The organism is Caldalkalibacillus uzonensis (assembly GCF_030814135.1).
Taxonomy (GTDB): Bacteria; Bacillota; Bacilli; order Caldalkalibacillales; family Caldalkalibacillaceae; genus Caldalkalibacillus; species Caldalkalibacillus uzonensis.
In genome coordinates, this window is the sequence record NZ_JAUSUQ010000008.1 from 1 (window position 1) to 23,261 (window position 23,261).

The 23,261-nt window shown below is 49.1% G+C and carries 18 protein-coding genes, 2 tRNA genes, 1 pseudogene and 1 other annotated feature; of the genes and pseudogenes, 20 read left to right on the plus strand and 1 reads right to left on the minus strand.

Annotated elements, in window-relative coordinates; genetic code table 11:
* From J2S00_RS11070 to J2S00_RS11160, 19 genes and pseudogenes are all read left to right on the plus strand, one after another.
* Positions 1-247: pseudogene (locus J2S00_RS11070) on the plus strand (UPF0236 family transposase-like protein); the annotation flags it as partial.
* Between the two features lie 129 nt (positions 248-376).
* Positions 377-450: transfer RNA gene (locus tag J2S00_RS11075), tRNA-Gly, on the plus strand.
* A 23-nt stretch (positions 451-473) separates the two neighbouring features.
* Positions 474-550 (plus strand) — tRNA-Arg (locus tag J2S00_RS11080).
* A gap of 115 nt (positions 551-665) precedes the next feature.
* A complete protein-coding gene (locus J2S00_RS11085) occupies positions 666-1,310 on the plus strand; it encodes a hypothetical protein (protein ID WP_307339490.1) in 645 nt (214 codons plus the stop codon).
* 132 nt (positions 1,311-1,442) lie between these two features.
* Positions 1,443-2,735 carry a trigger factor gene (gene tig / locus J2S00_RS11090; RefSeq protein ID WP_307339492.1) on the plus strand — a complete coding sequence of 431 codons (1,293 nt, stop codon included), beginning with the start codon at positions 1,443-1,445 and terminating at the stop codon, positions 2,733-2,735.
* 96 nt (positions 2,736-2,831) lie between these two features.
* Positions 2,832-3,422 carry an ATP-dependent Clp endopeptidase proteolytic subunit ClpP gene (gene clpP, locus J2S00_RS11095; RefSeq protein WP_307339494.1) on the plus strand — a complete coding sequence of 197 codons (591 nt, stop codon included), beginning with the start codon at positions 2,832-2,834 and terminating at the stop codon, positions 3,420-3,422.
* 13 nt (positions 3,423-3,435) lie between these two features.
* Positions 3,436-4,704, plus strand: a complete 1,269-nt coding sequence (clpX, locus tag J2S00_RS11100; protein ID WP_307339497.1) for an ATP-dependent protease ATP-binding subunit ClpX — start codon at positions 3,436-3,438, stop codon at positions 4,702-4,704.
* 134 nt (positions 4,705-4,838) lie between these two features.
* Positions 4,839-6,524: an ATP-dependent protease LonB gene (lonB, locus tag J2S00_RS11105; protein ID WP_307339500.1), complete on the plus strand. Its 1,686-nt coding sequence runs from the start codon at positions 4,839-4,841 to the stop codon at positions 6,522-6,524.
* 127 nt (positions 6,525-6,651) lie between these two features.
* Positions 6,652-8,997: an endopeptidase La gene (gene lon / locus J2S00_RS11110; RefSeq protein ID WP_307339502.1), complete on the plus strand. Its 2,346-nt coding sequence runs from the start codon at positions 6,652-6,654 to the stop codon at positions 8,995-8,997.
* Positions 8,994-9,590, plus strand: a complete 597-nt coding sequence (yihA, locus tag J2S00_RS11115) for a ribosome biogenesis GTP-binding protein YihA/YsxC (protein ID WP_307339505.1) — start codon at positions 8,994-8,996, stop codon at positions 9,588-9,590. Before lon ends, yihA begins: the two co-directional genes overlap by 4 nt.
* Before the next feature lie 134 nt (positions 9,591-9,724).
* On the plus strand, positions 9,725-11,101 hold the full coding sequence (hemA, locus tag J2S00_RS11120) for a glutamyl-tRNA reductase (RefSeq protein ID WP_307339981.1): 1,377 nt from the start codon (positions 9,725-9,727) through the stop codon (positions 11,099-11,101).
* 93 nt (positions 11,102-11,194) lie between these two features.
* Complete coding sequence (locus J2S00_RS11125; RefSeq protein ID WP_307339507.1) at positions 11,195-11,935, plus strand: cytochrome c biogenesis protein; 741 nt, start codon at positions 11,195-11,197, stop codon at positions 11,933-11,935.
* Positions 11,936-11,996: 61 nt separating this feature from the next.
* A complete protein-coding gene (hemC, locus tag J2S00_RS11130) occupies positions 11,997-12,929 on the plus strand; it encodes a hydroxymethylbilane synthase (protein ID WP_307339511.1) in 933 nt (310 codons plus the stop codon).
* A 17-nt stretch (positions 12,930-12,946) separates the two neighbouring features.
* Complete coding sequence (locus tag J2S00_RS11135; RefSeq protein ID WP_307339513.1) at positions 12,947-13,753, plus strand: uroporphyrinogen-III synthase; 807 nt, start codon at positions 12,947-12,949, stop codon at positions 13,751-13,753.
* Positions 13,754-13,757: 4 nt separating this feature from the next.
* A complete protein-coding gene (gene hemB, locus J2S00_RS11140) occupies positions 13,758-14,735 on the plus strand; it encodes a porphobilinogen synthase (RefSeq protein ID WP_307339516.1) in 978 nt (325 codons plus the stop codon).
* A complete protein-coding gene (hemL, locus tag J2S00_RS11145; protein WP_307339518.1) occupies positions 14,728-16,026 on the plus strand; it encodes a glutamate-1-semialdehyde 2,1-aminomutase in 1,299 nt (432 codons plus the stop codon). Before hemB ends, hemL begins: the two co-directional genes overlap by 8 nt.
* A gap of 193 nt (positions 16,027-16,219) precedes the next feature.
* On the plus strand, positions 16,220-17,605 hold the full coding sequence (locus J2S00_RS11150) for a LysM peptidoglycan-binding domain-containing protein (protein WP_307339521.1): 1,386 nt from the start codon (positions 16,220-16,222) through the stop codon (positions 17,603-17,605).
* A 61-nt stretch (positions 17,606-17,666) separates the two neighbouring features.
* The gene (locus tag J2S00_RS11155; RefSeq protein WP_307339524.1) at positions 17,667-18,668 is read left to right on the plus strand and encodes a hypothetical protein; all 1,002 of its coding nucleotides are present in this window, start codon (positions 17,667-17,669) and stop codon (positions 18,666-18,668) included.
* Complete coding sequence (locus J2S00_RS11160; RefSeq protein WP_307339527.1) at positions 18,658-19,695, plus strand: YutH/CotS family kinase-like spore coat protein; 1,038 nt, start codon at positions 18,658-18,660, stop codon at positions 19,693-19,695. Before J2S00_RS11155 ends, J2S00_RS11160 begins: the two co-directional genes overlap by 11 nt.
* On the opposite strand, the gene J2S00_RS11165 is transcribed toward J2S00_RS11160, so the two are convergent.
* The gene (locus tag J2S00_RS11165; protein ID WP_307339530.1) at positions 19,664-19,921 is read right to left on the minus strand and encodes a YszA family small membrane protein; all 258 of its coding nucleotides are present in this window, start codon (positions 19,919-19,921) and stop codon (positions 19,664-19,666) included. The genes J2S00_RS11160 and J2S00_RS11165 overlap by 32 nt on opposite strands.
* Positions 19,922-20,138: 217 nt before the next feature.
* Positions 20,139-20,452 (plus strand) — a binding site (T-box leader).
* A 121-nt stretch (positions 20,453-20,573) separates the two neighbouring features.
* Between J2S00_RS11165 and J2S00_RS11170 the strand changes: the two genes are divergently transcribed.
* On the plus strand, positions 20,574-23,249 hold the full coding sequence (locus J2S00_RS11170; protein ID WP_307339533.1) for a valine--tRNA ligase: 2,676 nt from the start codon (positions 20,574-20,576) through the stop codon (positions 23,247-23,249).
* The last annotated feature ends 12 nt before the right edge of the window (positions 23,250-23,261 follow it).

The following is a 23,261-nucleotide window of genomic DNA, read 5'->3' on the forward strand; positions in this document are numbered from 1 at the left end:
AGAACTAAACAGTGCCGTCGGCACCCTTGAAAAAGAGGCACACGAACAGCGCCTTGAAGAATTGATCAAGCAACTGGAACAATATCCAGAGGCTTTAGGAGATTACCGAGATTGGCTCAAAGCACACGGCATTGACACAGAAGGCATGCGTCCCATGGGGAGTGCGGAAGGAACCATGAGCGTATTTGCCAAACGGCTCAAAAACGGCCGGAGTTGGGTTGAAAAAGGTGTGAGTGCCATGATCACTGGACTGGTGGCATATCTGGACAACTTGCCCACAAATACTTGACTCAGACCATCCTAATTAAGATGTTGACTCAGGACTCAACTTGTTGTATATTATATGATGTCGCTAACGGGAGACCGTTAGCTCCGTGCGGGCGTAGTTCAGTGGTAGAACTCCAGCCTTCCAAGCTGGTAGCGTGGGTTCGATTCCCATCGCCCGCTCCATATTATATGCATACCCTGTTCGCGTCCCAGTAGCTCAGCTGGATAGAGCAGCGGCCTTCTAAGCCGTCGGTCAGGGGTTCGAATCCTCTCTGGGACGCCATTTTGATACGTAATGTAAGTGAACGCCCTTGACGCCAGGGGCGTTTTTTTAGTACCTTAGCTTTGCAAGGAATGAAGCAGATTTCAAACTTTGTATATAAAATGAGGGAAGCATCATGCCTGACAATATCATCCCGTTTCCGGGAAAAGAACGCAAGTCCCATCATCGGCCGAACGAGTTTGCAGCGGAGCGGATCAGCCGTTGGCAAAAAGGACTGCTCAGTGAAGATTTCAAACAGCAGTGGCAAACCTTTGAAGAGATGGACTGTCTCACCGATATGACGGTGTTAAAGGTGATTGAAGCCTTTCTTCTGTTTGAGAAAGGTGACCGTACCCTGAAAACGAAACTGTTGCAAGCTTTAAAGAAAAAATGTCCGTGGCCTATCTCCATGAAGGTGAGGAAAGGGGATCAACAGCAAACGGTCAATATACAGGATGTTCCTCTCCAGTGGGAGGAGTGGGACGAGCAAGCACTTAAGCCCTGTTTGGAGTTGGAAAGATTGGCGAGTGACGATCCCAGCCTGGTGCAGATGGCCAGAGAGTTGTGGTTGTATGGGCTGGAAAAACATTATCCTTTTCTGCCAACTTTTAATAAATATTTACAGTGGACAGCTGCTCTTCATTATTATACATTAGACATAATCAATCCCGAACTGGCCAAACAGCACCTGGAGCGTCAATTGCCAGCGGTGTATCAACTTGATAGGTCCGTCATTGAAGACAAGGCTGACGCCCTTGCCCGCTGGCTGATGCAGTTGTAGAGTTTGTTGAAAACCCCTTAGTATATGTTATAATAAAGTGGTTATACGGTAAAATCATACATATATTTCTTTCGTTTCATGTTTTAGATTAATGAAAATGAGGGAAGGAATTATAGGAGGGAACAGCATATTATGAGTGCAAAATGGGAAAAACTTGAGAATAATCAAGGCGTCTTGACCGTTGAGGTGGATAAAGAGGAGTTTGCCAAAGCCCTAGATCAAGCCTTTAAAAAAGTGGTCAAGAAAGTAAATGTCCCTGGTTTCCGTAAAGGGAAAGTACCGCGCAAAATTTTTGAAGCCCGTTTTGGCGTAGAGTCACTGTATCAAGATGCCTTGGACATTATTTTACCTGAAGCTTATCAACAGGCAGTGGAAGAAACAGGCATTGAACCAGTTGACCGTCCCGAAGTGGACATCGAACAGCTGGAAAAAGACAAAAATCTGATCTTCAAAGCTACCGTTACAGTGAAGCCGGAAGTGCAACTGGGCGAGTATAAAGGTCTGGAAATACCAGAAAAAGATTTCTCCGTCACCGATGAACAGGTGGAGGAAGAACTGAACCGTGCCAGAGAACGACAAGCCGAGCTGGTTGTCGTTGAAGATGGAGAAGTCCAAGAAGGAGATACCGCTGTCATTGACTTTGAAGGATTTATTGATGGTGAAGCCTTTGAAGGTGGCAAAGGAGAAAACTACAGCCTGGAAATTGGATCAAAAACGTTTATCCCCGGCTTTGAAGAGCAGCTTGTCGGCATGAAGAAAGGGGAGGAGAAAGAGATTCAGGTCACTTTCCCTGAAGATTATCATGCCGAGGAATTCCAGGGCAAAGAAGCCACGTTTAAAGTAAAAGTGAAGGAAATTAAGCGTAAAAACCTGCCTGAACTGGATGACGAATTTGCCAAAGATGTATCCGAATTTGACACGCTGGAAGAATACAAAGCTGACCTGCGCCAAAAACTGGAAGAAAGAGCCAAGCAGGAAGAAGAAAATTATAAGCGGGAAACTGTGGTAGAAAAAGCAGCTGAGAATGCCACCATCGATATTCCCCAAGTGATGATTGATCATGAAATCGAGCACATGGTGCGGGACTTTGAACAGCGCCTGCGTCTGCAAGGGCTGGATTTGGACACTTACTTCAGCTTCTCCGGCACAGACAAAGAAGGGTTAAAAGAACAATTTAAGGACGACGCTGAAAAGCGGGTGCGCATCAATCTGACTCTGGAAGCTATTGCCAAGGCAGAAGAGATCGAGGTTACCGATGAAGAGATAGAAGCTGAGCTTGACAAGCTGGCTGAAATGTACGGCCGTGACAAAGAGGAAATTAAGAAGATCTTTACGGCCCAAGGCAACATGGAAACGATCCAGCAAGACATCAGATTCAGAAAAACGATCGATCTTTTGGTCAATCACAGCAAAATAGTTGCATAAACTAGCATATTAAAGTTAAAGTTAGAAACAAGGTACGTGTCAAAAGCGTGCCTTGTTTCATAAACTTGTTTTTCAGGCCCGGAAGGGAGTGGTCCAATGAACCTGATACCTTATGTCGTAGAGCAAACCAATCGCGGGGAAAGAGCTTACGATATTTATTCACGTCTGTTGAAAGACCGCATTATTTTCTTAGGCACCCCCATTGATGATCATGTCGCCAACAGTGTGATTGCCCAGCTGTTATTTTTGGCGGCAGAAGACCCTGAAAAAGATGTTCATCTATACATAAACTCGCCTGGAGGTTCTGTAACTGCCGGACTGGCAATTTACGATACCATGCAATACATAAAACCTGATGTTTCCACCATTTGTGTAGGGTTGGCTGCCAGTATGGGCTCGTTCCTATTGGCGGCCGGGGCCAAAGGCAAACGCTATGCTTTGCCAAACAGTGAAGTGATGATGCACCAACCTTTGGGTGGTGTCAAAGGGCAAGCGGCAGACATCAAGATTCATGCCGACTGGATTATCAAGACTAAAGAAAAATTAAACCGTATCTACGCTGAACGGACTTCTCAGCCACTCGATAAAATTGAACGGGATACGGACAGAGACTTCTTCATGGGTGCCGAAGAAGCAAAGGAGTATGGTTTAGTGGATCAGGTGATCACCCGAATCAACCAAAGCTAGAGGGGTGGGAAACATGTTTAAATTTAATGACGAAAAAGGCCAACTGAAATGCTCATTTTGCGGAAAATCACAGGACCAGGTGCGCAAACTGGTAGCCGGACCTGGTGTTTATATATGTGACGAATGTATCGAGTTGTGTACTGAAATCGTGGAAGAGGAACTGGGCCATGAAGAGGAACTGGATTTTAAAGAATTGCCTAAACCGCATGAAATCCGCAAGCATCTGGACGATTATGTGATCGGACAGGACATGGCCAAGAAAGCTCTGTCTGTTGCGGTGTATAATCACTATAAGCGCATCCGTTCCGGGGCTAGAAATGATGATGTGGAACTGGCCAAAAGTAACATTTTGCTCCTAGGTCCTACCGGAAGCGGTAAAACATTGTTGGCCCAGACTTTGGCCCGCGTTTTAAATGTTCCTTTTGCCATCGCTGATGCCACATCCTTGACCGAAGCCGGTTACGTGGGCGAAGACGTGGAGAACATCTTGCTGAAATTGATTCAAGCGGCCGACTACGATGTAGAGCGAGCTGAAAAAGGGATCATCTATATTGATGAAATCGATAAGGTGGCCCGCAAGTCAGAAAATCCGTCCATCACCCGTGATGTCTCCGGTGAAGGTGTGCAGCAAGCCTTGCTTAAGATTTTGGAAGGGACCACAGCCAGCGTACCTCCCCAAGGGGGACGCAAACATCCGCACCAGGAGTTTATCCAGATCGATACCACTAACATTCTGTTTATCTGCGGCGGTGCTTTTGACGGCATTGAACAAATCATCAAGCGACGCATCGGCAAAAAGGTGATCGGTTTCGGCACGACGGCAGAGAGCCGGGACTTAAAGCCAGGGGAATACCTGTCCAAAGTGCTGCCGGAAGACCTGCTCAAATTCGGCCTGATTCCGGAGTTTGTCGGTCGTTTGCCGGTCATCTCCACTTTGGAACCGCTGGATGAAGAGGCATTGGTCGAAATCTTAACCAAGCCGAAAAACGCGCTGGTGAAGCAGTACCAGAAGCTGATGGAAATGGACAACGTGGAGCTTGAATTTGAGGAAGAGGCCTTGCGTGCCATTGCTAAAGAGGCCATCAAACGCAACACAGGGGCCCGCGGATTGCGCTCCATCATTGAGTCCATTATGTTGGATGTCATGTTTGATCTGCCGTCCCGCTCCGACATTAAGAAATGCCTGATTACCAAGAGTGTAGTTGAAAATCAGCTTCCACCGGTCCTGATCACCACTGAAGGTGAAGTGGTGCAAAACGAAAAACCGAAGGAAAGTGCCTGATCCCATTGCCATAAATCGTCAGCCGCTTAAGGCATTCTTAAGCGGCTTTTTTGTTTATCTCTCTCCCCTTGAGGCAATACTACAAAATATCAACAGGAAACCACGTGTACCAACATCGGGGAGGGAATAAACAAATGGATTTTATGATGATTGTGATCCTGGTACAGGTCTTTTTCGGGATCATCATCGGGCTCTACTTTTGGAATTTGTTGCGCAATCAGCGGTCCAGCCGCATCGCTGTCGATAGAGAATCAAAAAAGGAATTGGAGCAGTTGCGCCGTCTGCGCTCCATCTCCTTAACACAACCGCTCAATGAAAAAGTGCGGCCCTCTTCATTTAGCGAGATTATTGGACAAGAAGACGGTATCCGCGCGCTACGGGCAGCCCTGTGTGGCCCTAACCCACAACATGTAATCGTTTACGGACCTCCCGGGGTAGGGAAAACAGCAGCCGCCCGTCTTGTTTTGGAAGAAGCCAAAAAAAGCAGTGCTTCCCCTTTTAGGGAGGATGCCAAGTTTGTGGAATTGGATGCGACAACAGCACGCTTTGATGAACGGGGCATCGCCGATCCATTAATCGGCTCCGTGCATGATCCCATTTACCAGGGTGCCGGAGCCATGGGGCAAGCAGGCATCCCCCAGCCCAAGCCCGGGGCAGTGACCAAGGCACACGGAGGTGTCCTTTTTATTGATGAAATAGGCGAATTGCATCCTATCCAAATGAATAAATTATTAAAGGTCCTTGAAGACCGCAAAGTGTATTTGGAGAGTGCCTATTACAGTGAAGAAAACCCCCAGATTCCGACTCATATTCATGATATTTTCCAAAACGGACTGCCTGCCGACTTTCGTCTGATCGGAGCCACCACCCGTACACCGGAGGAGATCCCGCCAGCCATTCGTTCCCGTTGCCTGGAGATTTTCTTTCGTGCACTCAAGCCGGATGAAATCGCTAAAATCGCCAAGGGCGCCATCAAAAAGATCCGCTTTGAATATGAACAGGGGGCTATTGATGTGATTACCCGTTATGCCACTAACGGACGGGAAGCGGTCAACGTGATTCAAATTGCTTCCGGTATTGCTTTAAGCGAGGGACGCCATACCATTAAAACCAGTGATGTGGAATGGGTGATCCACAGCAGCCAGAAATCCCCCCGTCCGGAGAAGAAGGTGCCGCCTGAGCCCCAAGTCGGCTTTGTCAATGGCTTGGCTGTTTACGGCCCCAATATGGGTGCTCTCTTGGAGATTGAAGTAACAGCCATACCAGTGACTGACGGCAGCAGGGGAACCATCAACATTACCGGCGTAGCAGAAGAGGAAACAATGGGTAACCGGGGCCGCTCCATCCGGCGCAAATCGATGGCCAAAGGGTCAATTGAAAACGTCTTGACCGTCTTGCGCCGCACAGATATCGATCCGTATGCCTATGATCTGCATGTCAACTTTCCGGGAGGCATTCCCATTGACGGACCCTCCGCTGGCATCACTATGGCCACGGCCATTTACTCGGCCGTCAAAAATATCCCGGTGGATAACAAACTGGCCATGACGGGGGAACTCAGCATTCACGGCAAGGTCAAACCGGTTGGCGGTGTGGTGGCCAAAGTGGAAGCAGCCATACAAGCAGGTTGTAACCGGGTGATTATTCCCCGTGAAAATGATCAGGCCATCTTCAAAGAGATGGACAATATTGAAGTGATCCCGGTTGATTATCTGGAAGACGTATTCAAACTTGCCCTTGTCACCGAGAAAGAGAAGCAAGGTGTTGATATGCCTCAGGAAGCTGAGATCCTGACAGCCCAAACGACTCCTGTCAGCTGATCTTCCTCACTCTGCTGATCGCTTTCGCTTCCTGTTAGACAAATCTAAACGGATAAGCTAAAATGAGACATACATTCAGCATTGTACAACAGGTCCTGAACCGCATAGCTATTGGAGGTGAACGTTTATGGGGAACGGGCAAGATGAACAACGTGAACGGGTGATTCCTCTGTTGCCCCTAAGAGGAATCATTGTTTATCCCACGATGGTCTTGCACCTGGATGTAGGCCGTCCAAAATCGGTTAATGCCCTGGAAAAGGCGATGGTGGATGATCATCAGATTTTCCTAGCTACCCAAAAAGATATTCATATAGATGAACCGGCGGAAGAGGACATTTATCAAGTGGGTACAGTGGCCCACGTGAAACAAATGTTAAAGCTGCCCAACGGCACGATCCGGGTCTTGGTAGAAGGCTTGTACCGTGCCAAGATCAAGGCCTTCCTGGAGGATGATGAGGCTTTTATGGTGCGTGCGGAACGAGTCGCTGACCGGGATGACAATGAACTGGAAACGGAAGCGTTGATGCGCGCTGTCTTAAAGCAATTTGAGCAATACATCTCTTTATCTAAAAAGATTACCCCGGAAACACTGGCTGCAGTCAGGGATATTGATGAGCCCGGCCGGCTGGCTGATGTGATCGCCAGCCATCTCTCCCTCAAAGTGAAGGATAAACAGGCTATTTTGGAGACGATTAATGTTCGCGACCGGCTGGAAAAGATTTTGTCCATCCTCAGTAATGAAAAAGAAGTGTTGGAGCTGGAGCGCAAAATTGGCCAGCGGGTTAAGAAATCCATGGAAAAGACGCAGAAAGAATACTACCTGCGGGAACAAATGAAAGCCATTCAAAAAGAGTTGGGAGAGAAAGAGGGACGGGCCGGTGAAGTGGAAGAGCTGCGCAAAAGGCTGGAGGAAAAAAACGTTCCGGAGCGGATCAAAGAGAAGGTGGAAAAAGAACTGGAACGTTACGAAAAAATGCCGCCCACGTCTGCTGAAAGCAGCGTAATCCGCAATTATATCGACTGGTTGCTTAACTTGCCTTGGACCGAGCGCACAGAGGACCGCATCGATATTGCCGAAGCAGAGAAGATTCTGGACGCTGATCACTATGGCCTGGAAAAACCGAAAGAGCGCGTCTTGGAATACTTGGCTGTTCAAAAGCTGGTCAATAAAATTAAAGGCCCCATTCTCTGTCTGGTGGGACCTCCTGGGGTGGGCAAGACATCGTTGGCCCGCTCCATTGCCAAATCGATGGGCCGCAAATTTGTCCGCATTTCACTGGGCGGGGTGCGTGATGAAGCGGAAATACGCGGGCACCGCCGCACCTATGTGGGGGCCTTGCCGGGACGCATCATCCAGGGCATGAAAACAGCCGGTACGGTCAACCCTGTTTTTTTATTGGATGAAATCGATAAAATGGCCCATGATTTCAGGGGAGACCCAGCCAGTGCGCTGTTGGAGGTTTTGGACCCAGAGCAAAACAATACGTTTAGCGACCATTTTATTGAGGAACCTTATGACTTGTCTAAAGTGATGTTTATCACCACAGCCAATACCACCCATACCATCCCCCGTCCGCTGTTGGACCGGATGGAATTGATCTACATTCCCGGCTATACGGAAGTGGAGAAAAAAGAAATTGCCTTTCATTATCTGCTTCCGAAGCAAATGGACGAACACGGTCTGAAAAAGAACCAATTGCAGTTGAAGGAAGAGGCCTTGTTAAAAGTGATTCGCCGCTACACCCGGGAAGCAGGCGTGCGCAACTTGGAGCGGCAACTGGCCACCATTTGCCGCAAAGCGGCCAAGCTGATCGTTGCTGGAGACAAGAAGCGGGTTGTTGTGACTGAAAATACCCTGGAGGACCTGTTAGGCAAGCCCAAATTCCGCTATGGCCTGGCTGAAGTGGACGATCAGGTGGGTGTGGCCACCGGGCTGGCCTGGACATCAGTTGGCGGTGATACTTTAAGTATTGAAGTGACCGTTGTCCCAGGCAAAGGGAAACTGACCTTAACAGGCAAATTGGGGGATGTGATGAAGGAGTCGGCCCAGGCTGCTTTCAGTTACATTCGCTCCAAAGCCGAATCCCTGGACATTGATCCTGAGTTTCACGAGGAGAATGATATTCATATCCATGTTCCCGAAGGGGCCATTCCCAAGGATGGTCCGTCAGCCGGCATCACCATGGCCACTGCGTTGGTATCAGCTTTAAGCGGCAAGCCAGTCTCCAAAGAAGTGGGCATGACCGGAGAGATTACCCTCCGCGGCCGGGTGCTGCCCATCGGTGGTTTGAAAGAAAAGGCCTTAGCTGCCCACCGGGCCGGCTTGAAAAAAATCCTCATCCCCAAAGAGAATGATAAAGATATTGATGATATTCCCGAAAGCGTCCGTGAGGAACTGTCCATCATCACCGTGGAACATATGGATGAGGTTTTAAAGCACGCCTTGGTAGAAAAAGAGGGGGAACAGACATGAAGGTGACCCAAGCCGAACTGGTGATCAGTGCGGTTAGTGCCAAACAATATCCACAGGAAGCCCTGCCAGAGATTGCTTTGGCCGGGCGTTCTAATGTGGGCAAATCTTCGTTTATCAACAAGCTGATTAACCGTAAAAATCTGGCCCGGACAAGTTCTAAGCCGGGCAAAACGCAGACACTTAACTTTTACAGGATTAACAAACAGTTTTTCTTCGTGGATTTGCCAGGTTACGGATATGCCAAAGTATCCAAAACAGAACGGGAACGCTGGGGCCGCTTTATTGAAGAATACTTAACCACCCGGGAACAGTTGCAGCTTATTTGCCATCTGGTCGATATCCGCCATCAGCCGACAAAGGATGACCAGACGATGGCCGACTGGCTAAATCATATGGACCTGCCCCGACTGGTGGTTGCCACCAAAGCGGATAAAATTCCAAAAGGAAAAATACATCAACATCTCAAAATCATCAAGGAAACCTTGCAACTTGACAAGGATGTCCCGCTCATTGCCTTCTCTGCCGAAACAGGTCAGGGTAAGGATGAAGTTTGGCAAGCGCTGAATCCTTATATCCTGCCTGAAAGCGGTTAATATTGTCGCATAGTTTTCATATTTTTTACACAGAATAAACAGGGCAGATTTGCTATAATAGGGTAGAGTCATGATTGTCCAGTGTCGAATTGTGGATTACATTGGCTATGGTTGTAGGATTAGAGGTGAAAGAGATGCATCTCTTGACGGTCAGTTTAAATTACAAACGGACACCGGTTGAGCTCAGGGAACGTTTTGCTGTGGCTAAAGAAGAGATTCCGGTTGCCCTTGGCCAGCTGTTCAATACGAAAAGCATTCTGGAGTGCGTGTTATTGTCAACCTGTAACCGTACGGAAGTGTTTGCTGTTGTTGACCAGCTGCACCGGGGACGGGATTTTATCACTAAGTTTTTAGGCGATTGGTTTCAGGCTGAACGCCATGAATTTGCTCCTTACCTGGACTTTAAGGAAGATGACGAGGCCACCCTCCATTTGTTCAGACTGGCTGTTGGCCTGGATTCTATGGTAATCGGGGAGACACAGATTTTGGGGCAAGTGAAAGAAGCCTTTTTTGCCGCCCAAGCTCAAGGGGCTACGGGCACCATTTTTAACACCTTGTTCAAACAAGTGATCACTTTAGCCAAAAGGGCCCATTCAGAGACTCAAATCGGGCAGCATGCCGTGTCGGTCAGCTATGCCGCCGTTGAATTAAGCCGTAAGATTCATGGTGATCTTAACCGGAAAGCCGCCTTGATCATCGGAGCCGGAAAAATGAGCGAATTGACGGCCAAGCATTTGGCCGACAATGGTGTGACTGACGTGATTGTGCTTAACCGCACGCTGGAAAGGGCTAAAGTACTGGCCGCCAAATTCGGAGGCCGTGCCTTGCCTTTTGACCGGCTTCCAGAGGCTTTGGGTCAAGCGGATATTATCATCAGTTCCACAGGAGCCAAGGGATATGTCCTCACTCGTCAGGATGTGGAGGCCGCCATGCAACTGCGTCCGGCCCGTCCGCTGTTTTTAATTGATATTGCCGTTCCGCGTGATCTCGATCCGGCCATCCATGACGTGGAAAACGTGTTTCTGTATGATATTGATGATTTGAATGGCATTGTGGAAGCTAATTTAAAGGAACGGGAAAAAGAGGCACAAAAAGTCCAAATGATGATCGAAGAAGAAATGGAAGCATTTAAACAATGGGTCGCCACGCTAGGTGTGGTTCCTGTGATTAATGCCCTGCGTCACAAAGCAATGGCCATTCAAGAGGAAACAATGAGGCGGATTGAAAATAAATGTCCCGATTTGACCGAACGGGAGCGCCGGGTGATCCGCAAACACACCAAGAGCATTATTAATCAGATGATGCACGATCCCATCGTGCGCCTGAAAGAAATGGCGGCGGAACCGGATGCCCGGCAGTCATTGGAATTGTTCACTAAAATTTTTGCCCTTGAAGACGAGTTGAAGGAGCAGGAAAAAATAGAACAGGCCAGAAAGCTGGCTGAAAACCTGGAAAAACCACATAAAGAATTTCAAAAAACGCGTGCCAAAGAACTTCCCATCCAACTTTAAAGGAGGTTCTTTTCTCCCGTGCTTGCCCACAGCTGGTTTTATTCTTTGCTGTTAGTCCTATATATCTGCAGTCTGCTGTTATACTTCATAGATATGCTTCAATCCAACCGGAAGGCCAATAGGCTGGCCTTCTGGTTGCTTTCTATTGTCTGGGGATTACAAACCTTTTACTTTACAACCAAGGCCATCGAGCAGCAGACGTTGTTGTTTTTGTCCCAATCTGACACATTATTTTTTTATGCCTGGCTGATCATCACCTTTAGCTTGCTTACCAACTGGTTTTTAAAGATGGACCTTATTCTGTTCAGTTCTAATATTTTTGGTTTTGTTGTGATGTCCTTAAGCCTGTTTCTGGTGGGACGGGAATTTTCCCCCGAACTGGCCAGCCAACTCCATTCGGAATGGGTATTTATTCACATTGCTTTGGCCTTTCTCAGTTATGCCGCTTTTACCATCTCTTTTATCGCATCGGCCCTCTACCTGGTGCAACATGCTTTGTTGAAACGGAAAAAGATCAGGCAGTTTTACCGCTGGCCCAGTTTAATGCAGCTGGATCAGGCCGCTTTGTGGGTGAATATGGTAGGTGTACCACTGTTATTGATGAGTTTGGTGCTGGGTGTGATTTGGGCCTACCATACTTTAGAGAGGGCAGTTTGGCTGGATGCCAAAGTGCTGTTTTCCGTGCTGGTGATTGGGTTATACAGTACGTATCTTTATCAGCGCCTGGCCCGGGGATGGGCAGGCAAACAATTGGCCGAGTTAAATGTGATCTGTTTTTTGGTCCTGTTGGCCAACTATTTAATCTCGACGCAATTTACGCAATTTCATATTTAAAGGGGCAGTACATGTCATGTGCAGCAAGTGAGCACCTTTGTTTGGAGAGGATGATTGAAACATGGCCCGACACATCGTCATCGGTTCAAGGCGAAGCAAACTGGCTTTGACGCAGACCCGCTGGGTGATTAGCAAGCTGGAAGCATTGGGCTTGCCCTACACTTTTGAAATTAAAGAGATTGTGACCAAAGGGGATAAGGTTGTGGACCGCATGTTGTCCAAGGTAGGCGGCAAAGGGCTGTTTGTCAAGGAAATTGAGCAGGCTTTGCTTGATGAAAAGATTGATTTTGCGGTGCACAGTGTGAAAGATATGCCTGCTGAGCTGCCCCCTGGGCTGGAGCTGGCTAGTGTGCCGGAGCGTGAGGATCCACGGGATTGTCTTATTTCCAAGAAAGGTCTGCCCCTGGAGGAGCTCCCGCAAGGGGCTGTGATCGGGACGAGCAGTTTGCGCCGTTCAGCTCAAATCTTGCATGCCCGGCCCGACTTACAGATAAAATGGATTCGGGGCAATATCGATACCCGGCTGAGGAAGCTGAAGGAAGAGCAGTATGATGCCATTATCCTGGCGGCGTCTGGCTTAAAGCGCATGGGTTGGAACGATGAGGTTGTCACGCAGTATCTTGAGCCGGACATGTGTCTGCCGGCTGTGGGGCAGGGGGCGTTGGGCATCGAATGCCGCACCAGTGACCAGGAACTGAAACGGTTATTGGCACATATCCATCATGAACAGACCGGGCTTGCCGTGACAGCTGAACGCACTTTTTTGGCTGAAATGGGGGGCAGCTGCCATGTTCCTGTGGCCTGTTATGCACAAAAAGGTGATACAGGTCTGGTGTTGACCGGCCTGATTGCTTCACCGGATGGACAGACGGTGCTCAAAGAACGCCTGACTGGGGATGAGCCCGTTGAGCTGGGGCGCCAGGTGGCCAGGGTCTTAAAATGTCGCGGGGCAGAGGAGATATTAGCTCAGGTCAAGAAAGACCTGGACTTATGAACGGGGGATTAGGGAGAATGAACAGTTCGGCTTTAGCCGGAAAAACAGTGGTGGTGACACGACCAAGGGAACAGGCAGAGGATATAATTGCCAAGCTGGAAATGTGCCAGGCACAACCCTATCTTCTGCCCTTAATCCAGACGACTTGGGCCAATGATCTTGCTCCACTGGATCAGGCCATTCATCGTCTGGACAGTTACGATGGTGTGCTGTTCAGCAGTGTCAACGGCGTGCGTTACTTTTTCCACAGGGCCGGGGAATTAGCTGCTGCGGACGGTACAAATGGGGTTATCTCCCGGCTGAATGGCCTGTTTGTGGCAGCGGTGGGTCCCGCAACAGCCCGCGCTTTACACAAGGAGAGCCTGTCCCAAGTTCATGTGCCCCACTCTTATAAACAGGAAGAACTCGTTCAATTGCTGCAAAACAGATTGCAACCGGGAAGCCGGCTGCTATACCCCCGGGCAAAGGTGGTCCGCCCCCACTTGCTTGAGCAGTTGGTCCAGTCCGGGTTTGACGTTGATGATGTGGTGGTTTACCAAACAGAATATAGACTTGAGGGCAAGGAAAAATTTGTACGTGATTTGGCGCAAGGCAAAGTAGATGTTGTCACCTTTACCAGTGCTTCCACCGTTAAAGCATTTGACCAACTATTAAGTTCTCACAAGATGCCCAAGACAGACTTACCGGTTACGATCGCTTGTATTGGGCCTATAACAGCCAAAGAGGCTGAAAAACGGGGTATTCCAGTCCATGTGGTGGCTCGTGAGCATACCGTAAATGGCTTAATCCGGGCATTAGAAGATTATTATACATATAAGGGGTGATACCATGTTTGAGCGTTTGCGTCGTTTGCGTTCATCAGCTGCGATGAGACGCATGGTCCGCGAAACAGACTTAACTGTCAATGATCTGATTTATCCCTTATTTGTGGTCGAAGGGGAGAACAAAAAAGAGGAAGTTACCTCTATGCCGGGTGTGTATCATTATTCCCTTGACCGATTGGAAGAGGAAATTGAATCAGTTCGCTCCCTCAACATTCCTGCTGTGATCTTATTTGGTGTTCCCAACCATAAGGATGAACAGGGCAGTGAGGCCTATGCTGAGGAGGGCATTGTCCAGCGGGCGGTTCGGCTGATTAAGGAGCAAGCCCCTGACTTGGTGGTGATGGCCGACACTTGTTTGTGCCAATACACCGATCATGGTCACTGCGGCGTTGTGGAAGATGGAGAAGTAAAAAATGATCCTTCCCTTGAGTTACTGGTCAAAACAGCCGTTTCCCAGGCCCGTGCCGGGGCTGATGTGATTGCTCCCTCCAACATGATGGATGGTTTTGTCTATGCGATTAGGCAAGGCTTGGATGAAGCTGGTTATGAGCATCTCCCCATTATGTCTTACGCGGTTAAATATGCTTCTGCTTTTTACGGTCCTTTTCGTGATGCCGCCCATTCGGCGCCCCAGTTTGGCGACCGTAAAACTTATCAGATGGATCCGGCCAACCGCTTGGAAGCATTGCGTGAAGCACAAGCTGACATTGAGCAGGGAGCAGATATGCTGATGGTGAAACCAGCCATGGCCTATATGGACGTGATCCGGGAACTGAAGGACCGCTTCCCCTATCCGCTGGCTGCCTACAATGTGAGTGGTGAATATGCAATGATTAAAGCAGCAGCCCAAAATGGCTGGATCAATGAGCGGGATGTGGTGCTGGAGTTATTAACCGGTTTGAAACGGGCCGGTGCTGACTTGATTTTGACCTATTTCGCCAAAGATGTGGCCAAATGGTTAGGAGGGAAAAGCGATGCCTAATTACGAACGTTCCATTGCTGCTTTTAAGGAGGCACAAAAATACATCCCCGGTGGCGTGAACAGTCCGGTGAGGGCTTTTAAATCGGTGGGGATGAACCCCATCTATTTTGAACGGGGGCAAGGATCCAAAGTTTATGATATTGACGGAAACGAATACATTGACTATGTGGCCTCCTGGGGACCGCTCATTGCCGGCCATGCCCATCCTCAAGTGGTGGAAGCGCTGAAAAAAGTGATGGAAAAAGGAACCAGCTTCGGTGCGCCAACTGAAATTGAAACAGCGCTGGCCAAGCTGGTGGTGGAACGGGTACCTGGTGTGGAGATTGTGCGTATGGTCAACTCCGGAACAGAGGCGACGATGAGTGCCTTGCGTCTGGCCCGGGGGTATACTAAGCGCAACAAGATCATCAAATTTATCGGCAGCTATCACGGTCATGCCGACTTTCTGCTGATTAAAGCCGGTTCAGGCGTGGCCACACTGGGCTTGCCTGACTCTCCCGGCGTTCCCGAGGCTACGGCTCAGCAGACGATTACAGTGCCGTACAATGAACTGGACAGTGTCCAACTGGCCTTTGAACGCTACGGAGATGATATTGCTGCCGTCATTTTGGAACCGGTGGCCGGCAACATGGGTGTAGTGCCGCCTGTGGCCGGATTTTTAGAAGGGTTACGGGAGATCACCAAAAAATATGGTGCGCTGTTAATTTTTGATGAAGTGATGACCGGCTTCCGCGTGGATTATGCGTGCGCCCAAGGTAAGTATGGAGTAATCCCTGATTTAACCTGCTTTGGCAAGGTGATCGGTGGCGGATTGCCTGTCGGGGCTTACGGCGGCAGAAAAGAGATCATGGATCAGGTGGCACCGGTGGGCCCCATTTACCAGGCGGGAACATTATCGGGCAACCCGCTGGCCATGACAGCTGGTTATGAAACACTGTCCTTGATGACCCGGGAGCGATATGAAGAACTGGAGGAGAAAGGGGCCTACTTGGCAGAGGGGCTGCGCAGAAATGCAGAGAAACATGGCATCCCTTGCACCATTAACCGTGCGGGTTCCATGGTCGGGTTCTTCTTTACAGAGGGGCCGGTGACCAACTTTGAACAGGCTGCCCGCTCCGACCTGAATCGGTTTGCCCGTTACTTCCAGCTGATGGTGGAACAGGGCGTCTATATCCCGCCATCCCAATTTGAAGGGATGTTTATCTCCATCGTACACACCAAAGAGGATCTTGATCGGACCATTGCTGCGTGCGACAAAGCCCTGGCTACTTTGGTTAAAGAAGGCCTGTAAAAAGGTTTTTTAACTGACAGCACTATATCGCTTTTATTTGCCACACTCTTCTCTTTAATGAGGCTCGTGACAGTCTCTGCAGGATGAAGGGAGTGGCTCTTTTTTTACGCTAATCAAGAGTTATAAATGGGGGGACATTCCCATATATATAAGCATAAAGCCCTTATTGTGGGATTGGAAGGAGGATGGCCTTATGTCGTTGGAGCACGGTTCTCCGGTTCGGTTTCATTTGGAGGAGACGGTTTGGCTGGATGACCGGGCCGATGTCACTGAGATTATCAGCTTGGATCTGGAACCTGATGTTGAAGTGTCAGAAGAAGATCAACTTGTCAACATTAAAGGTTATCTTGTCTTAACTGGGCGTTTTCAAACACTGAATGATGAGCTGGATCTTGATAAAGGCTCGCTGAAAGAGCAGTTACAGTTTCAGTCCTTGCAAGTTGAACAGAAAGAAATTGATTACCCTCAGTTTGGAAAAATTGAAAAACGGTTTCCCCTTGATGTCACCGTCCCCTCAACCAAAGTAGACAAACTGGAGGATGTGTATGTCAGCGTTGATCAGTTTGATTATTCGGTGGAGCATGGTCATTGTTTAGTGATTGAAGCAGATATTTCATTGCTCGGGGTGAAAAACGGGCTAAAAGTGGATAACACATCCCGTAAAAAAAGCCCGCGCATTGATCAAGGGACAGCTGTTAGTCAATCTGACGGAAGGGAGTTGGAAAGCACGGTGAGTGCAGAGGACAGCCGGAAAGGAGAAGAGGAAAAAGAGCATCTAGAGCATCTTGATGCTGTCAGGGCAGAAGGAACAAGTCAAGAGGATGACTCAGACCAAGTACAAGTACAGGAAGGCAATCAAGTACAGGAAGGTAATCGAGTACAGGAAGAGGTTCAAGCACAGGAAGCAGAATCAGGAGCGGAATTAAAAGAAAGAAAGGAGCTTGCTGCACAGAGCCAATTTAGTTTTGAAGTGAGCGCGTCAAACACAGAAGCGGCACGTTCTGCCCACGACCTGCCAAATGGAGAGGAGCACATTGCTGGACAAGAAACAGATGCGACGGAACCGCAGTCCAGGACAGAGGAAGAAGAGCAGGAGCCGCAGGCAGAAAAAGAGCAGGAGCTGCAGGAAACTGAAGAGGTGTCTGCCAGTCAAGGTGAAGAGTCCAGGGACCAGATTAACGACAGAGACCAGATTGACGAGTCCGAAGAGAGCACTCCCCGTGTAGAGACAACCATTCGTCCCAAAGACGAGGGAGATCAAGAAGAAGTGCAAGCGGCAAGTTACGGGAACCCAGCTGATAGTAGTGATCAAGCCACAGAAACGGCGGAAGAAGAGCCACGTCCGGCTAAAGTGACTAGTTTTCTTAGCAAGCTGATGTCAACGAAGGAAGAGGAAGCACCCAAACGGGCCAAGCTGAAAATGTGTATTGTGCAGCGCCACGAAACTTTGGATCAGATCGCTGAGCGTTATGAGGTAACGGTGGAAGAGATTATCCGCTTTAACCGTTTGGAGACCGGGCAAGTGGCTGCCGGGGACGTGGTGTATATCCCCATTCGCCACCAGCAACAAAGCAATTGACGGTCTCTTCCTTCCAGGAGCTTGGCATCTGACTTTCCCATGAACCAAAGGGGGTGAGAGCTTGACTCGCCTTCTGTTTACCTCTCCTGAAGTGGAAGCAGTCAGTCAAGCATACCATTTTCATGTCTATCAGGCCCAGCGGACCGCAGATGGTTATGATCTGGAAACGGACTGCGGGTCTAAATCGGTCACTGAAATTAAGGATCCCGATGCTTTGAAATGGTCCTATCACTGGCGGGAAGCAGTGGTAAAAAGAGGCTTCCGCCAAGTGGACCGTTTCATTTTGACCAGGGACAAAACAGCTTACCTTTCAACTCAATCGTCCTATTTGGTCGTGCGGGACCGCCTGGCAGGAGAGCCGGTCGATTTTTCCCGCTCTGAAGCGTGGCAAGCCCTGGGGACAAGTACCGCTTTAATCCATTGCGCCTTAGAAGATACTGCCAAACTAAAGCTGGGTTTGGGAGCCGTGGATACACCGTCTGCCTTTATGTCTCCCGGGGAACTGGCCCGCTTAAAACACAAATTAAAAAAGAAGAGGAGCGCGGTTGCTTCTCTCCTTGTGAAACAATGGCCCCTGCTTTATAAACGCTATCTTGTCGCAAGGAAACTTTACCGCAAAAGTCAGCCTGTTTTGTCCCAGATGCTGTCACTGCCTGTGCTTGATTACTCCTTTTGGAAGATGGTGGGCGGGGGTTGTCTGGCCTTTGAAGGGCCCCTAGATAAACCTGTGCTGGGCTTTCAAGCCTTAAGTAAATTGATCCAAGAGCTGTGGCTTCGCTTTGGTATAGATGAGGAGCAATTGGTCCTTTTTTTCACAGCCTTTGAACACGATTACCAGCCGTCTGTCTATGTGTTTTATCACATGCTTGCTCATCTTGTCTATCCGGAGCAGCTGTTAACATTTATCCAAGGGTATGTTGAACAACAAGAAGAGGGGACAGCCGCCCAAGACGAATGGGAGCAGATGGTCACACAGCAAGAAAAACTGGACCGGCTGCATATCTGGCTGGCGGAGCGCATTGATCAAATGCGGGAGGATTTAGGAGGACATGTTGCTGATTGACCGTGAGCAAGCCGATTCCATTGTCAAGGACTTGGTGTTGAGTGAATACGACTTGCACCCCCAAACAACAGCAGCGTACGGCTGCGTGACCAAACTGGTCTGCCCACAGGGAGCATATGCCTTGAAAGAGACCAAAGTCACAGCCAAACAGCTGCAGCTTCTTGCCGGGTGGTTCGACAAACTAGCCCAGGAAGAGTCAGCACCTGTGGTCCCGTTTTATCCCAATAAATTTGGTGATCCCTTTGTTGATTATCTGAACAGATTATACTATGTGACCCCCTGGCTTGATGATGATATTGAAGCAAAGTACCGGCTAGATTGGGAGCCAAGCGTGCTTACGGCACTGGGACGGCTTCACCGCTTCACCTTAACCGTCACTCCTGCGGTCCAGAAACACCTGGAAGCATTGACACGGGTGAAGATACGCTGGCTGAAACAGCTCAGGCGCATGGAATACTACCAAAGACGAGCCGAGGCAAAGCCGTTGTTTTCTCCTTTCGAGGGTAGCTTTCTTCATGCCTTCGACTATTTATATCAGTGTGCCGTCCGGTCCATCCGCTATTTAGAAGCTTGGATTAAACGGGGGGCGGGGCTGAAGCACTGGCCCCTCGTGCTTTGTCATGGACGTCCGGCCCGTTCCCATGTGGTGTTTAGAAAAGGGAAGTGTTATATCATCAATTTTGATCGAAGTAAAATGGCCCATCCCGTCATGGATCTGGCTCTGTTTTTCAGACGGCATCTCGTACCCTCCCTGCATGTGAGGGCGGGGTACGGAATGAACTGGATGGCTGCTTATGAAAATCAGTTTCCATTGGGCCGCTTCGACAAAGGATTGCTGGCTATTTTGCTACTCTTCCCCGAACGCCTCTTTACAGAGGTTGAAGCCTATTATCAGGGGAAAAAGGACCTCTCCCCACTGAAGCGTCTCCATCGTTTTAGAAAGGAATTAGACCGTTTTAATACGCTGCGGACGTTTGCCAGAGCGTTGCTGGCGACTACAGCCAGTCAATCAGCAGGAAGAGAATAATCGCAAAGATAACCAAGAGCAGAAAGACATCAAACGGCGTGGGGAAAAAGATGGTGCGGACCAATTGGAAGATGGCCAGCGGAATAAAAATCTGTGCTGCAATCTCTTTCGACTGGTAACCCCAATACTTGCAACGCTGCTTGAACTGCAAATAATAGTGTTTAATTTTATATTTGTTCCATTTTAAGTTCATAATAATCACCTTTTTTAGGCCTAAGAATGACATGTGGTGTCTATGACAGCATATGCAAGGGATAGATGAACTGATACAAAGTGTCGTTCCCTTTCGGAGAGAGTCCGAGAGAGGTTGGAGCAGTTCTTCCTAGAACTCCCGCCTTTAGGCATGGGAGGCTCAGAGACTGGGCTTGACGAAGGCAGGTATAGACAGTAAAATAATGGTCAAACATAGATGTAGCGTAACGATTAACATCATCTCATACAGATTGATGACAATGAGAGGGAAGAGTAAATAGCGGCGTCATTGCAGAGAGGAAAATGCGTGGCTGAAACATTTTCCATGACAAGGCTATTGAAGGTCGCCCTCGAGTCATTTTCCTGAACCTTGGCCCTAGAGGGGCAAGCAGTAAGGAAAATCGGTTGATCCGTTATCTCTTTGAGCGTACTTGTTCCTGACGGCTTATGGCAAGCGCCGGCCTCTTATGTGAAATCTGCACTGTTAATCCCTGACTTAGTGGCTGTTGGCCGTCGCAAGAGCAAGTAAAAAAAGGTGGTACCGCGGAGTCTCTTCGTCCTTTTGGGTGAGAGGCTTTTTTTAATTATACAGGTGTTTCTGCTGTTTAACTTGTTCACAAGCAAGTGATATCAAACAAATGTGCCAAAGTGAGACAAAAAGAAGTATGCCTGAAGGAGTGAACCTGATGAATAACGACACACAATTATCTATGCCCACCAAATATGAGCCTCGTCAAACTGAGGGGAAATGGTATCAATACTGGCTGGATCATCAGTTTTTTAAGCCCAGCGAAGATCCGCAGAAAGAGCCATTTACCATTGTTATCCCGCCGCCTAATGTGACTGGTCGTCTGCACTTGGGACATGCCTGGGATGGCACCCTGCAAGATATCATTATCCGCATCAAACGGATGCAAGGCTACGATGCCTTGTGGCTGCCGGGAATGGACCATGCTGGCATTGCCACGCAGGCCAGGGTAGAGGCCAAACTGAAAGAAGAGGGCAAAACCCGCTATGATTTGGGGCGGGAAGCTTTCGTCAAGCAGGTTTGGGAATGGAAAGAAGAGTACGCTTCCGTGATCCGTGAACAATGGGCCAAGCTGGGCTTGTCCCTGGACTATTCCCGGGAGCGTTTCACTCTGGATGAAGGGCTGTCCAAGGCAGTCCGGGAAGTGTTTGTCCGCCTCTATGAGAAAGGGTTAATCTACCGGGGCAAATATATCATTAACTGGGATCCTGAAACCCGCACCGCATTATCAGATATTGAGGTCGAGTACAAAGAAATAAACGGTCATCTGTATCATTTGCGCTATCCACTCGTTGAAGGCAGCGGTTCTATTGAAGTGGCGACTACGCGACCTGAAACAATGCTGGGAGATACGGCTGTGGCGGTACATCCTGAGGATGAGCGTTACAAGCATCTGATCGGCAAAACGGTGAAGCTGCCCATTGTTGGCCGAGAAATCCCCATTATTGCTGATGAGTATGTCGATATGGCCTTTGGCAGTGGGGCGGTGAAAATAACCCCTGCCCATGACCCCAATGACTTTGAGATTGGACAGCGGCACAACCTGGAGCAAATTCTGGTGATGGACGAAAGCGGCCGCATGAATGAGAACGCCGGTCCATATCAGGGCTTGGACCGTTTTGAATGCCGGAAATTAATTGTGAAGGATCTGCAAGATCAGGGGGTGCTGTTCAAAATTGAAGATCACGTGCATAGTGTGGGGCACAGCCAACGGAGCGGGGCTGTGGTGGAGCCGTATCTCTCCACCCAGTGGTTTGTCAAAATGAAGCCGCTGGCTGAACAGGCCATCCGCCTGCAGCACGAAGCTGATACCAAGGTTAATTTCGTGCCGGAGCGCTTTGAAAAAATCTATCTGCATTGGATCGAAAATGTGCGCGACTGGTGTATTTCGCGCCAGTTATGGTGGGGACACCGCATCCCAGCCTGGTATACACCGAACGGGGATGTAATTGTAGCTCGCACAGAGGAAGAGGCCACACACATCGCCCAGGAAAAATACGGCACAACAGACATTACCCAGGATGAGGATGTGCTGGACACCTGGTTCAGCTCCGGCTTGTGGCCTTTTTCCACCATGGGCTGGCCCGATGAGACAGCGGATATGAAGCGCTACTATCCCACGGATTGTCTGGTGACAGGCTACGACATTATCTACTTCTGGGTGGCCCGCATGATCTTTACAGCTCTGGAGTTCACCCACAGCCGCCCCTTTAAAGATGTGCTGATTCATGGCCTGATTCGCGACGCTGAAGGGCGCAAGATGTCCAAATCGCTGGGCAACGGAGTGGACCCCATGGATGTGATCGAGAAACACGGGGCAGATGCCTTGCGCTTCATGTTGGCCACGGGAAGTTCCCCGGGACATGACCTGCGCTTCCATTGGGAAAAGGTAGAAGCGGCCCGCAACTTTGCCAATAAAATTTGGAACGCTTCCCGCTTTGCCCTGATGAACCTGCAGGACTTTGACGGGGAAAAGACTGACATCAGCGGGGAACTGTCCACGCCAAACCGCTGGATTTTACACCGTCTCAACCATACCGTACGTGAGGTCACCAAACTGGCTGATCAATATGAGTTTGGTGAAGTGGGACGGCTCCTCTATCACTTTATTTGGGATGAGTTTTGTGACTGGTATATTGAAATGGCCAAGATTCCGCTGTACGGTGACGATGCCGGGGCCAAGCGGGAAACACAGGCTGTCCTTGCTTACACATTGGATCGGACACTGCGTTTGTTGCATCCGTTTATGCCCTTTATAACCGAGGAAATTTGGCAGCACCTGCCAGGCAGTGGAGCAAGCATCACAGTAGCCAGCTGGCCGGAAGCCAGAGCAGAGTTTGACCAGCCTGATGCAGAAAAAGAGATGGCTTTGATCATGGATGTGATCCGGGCGGTGCGCAATATCCGCGCCGAAGTAAACGTGCCCCTGGGCAAAGCAGTAGATATCATGATTAAACCTTCCACTGTACACCATGAGCAATATTTACGGGGAAATGAAGATATTATTGCCCGCTTAACCAATCCGCACAAACTGGAGATCAGCACGAATTTAGAGGTGCCGGAACAAGCCATGTCCTCTGTCGTCAGCGGGGCTGAAATTTATCTGCCTCTGGCTGGCTTAATCGATGTGGAGCAAGAACTGGCCCGACTGGATAAGGAAAAACAAAAACTTGAAGCAGAGGTGGCGCGGGCTGAGCAGAAACTTGCCAACAAAGGCTTTACCGCAAAAGCCCCGCAACATATTGTGGAGGCAGAGCGGGAGAAACTGAAGGATTATCAGGAACAATTGCAGCAAGTACAAGAGCGGATCAATGAGTTGAAAAAAATGAGCTAACGAGGGATGCAT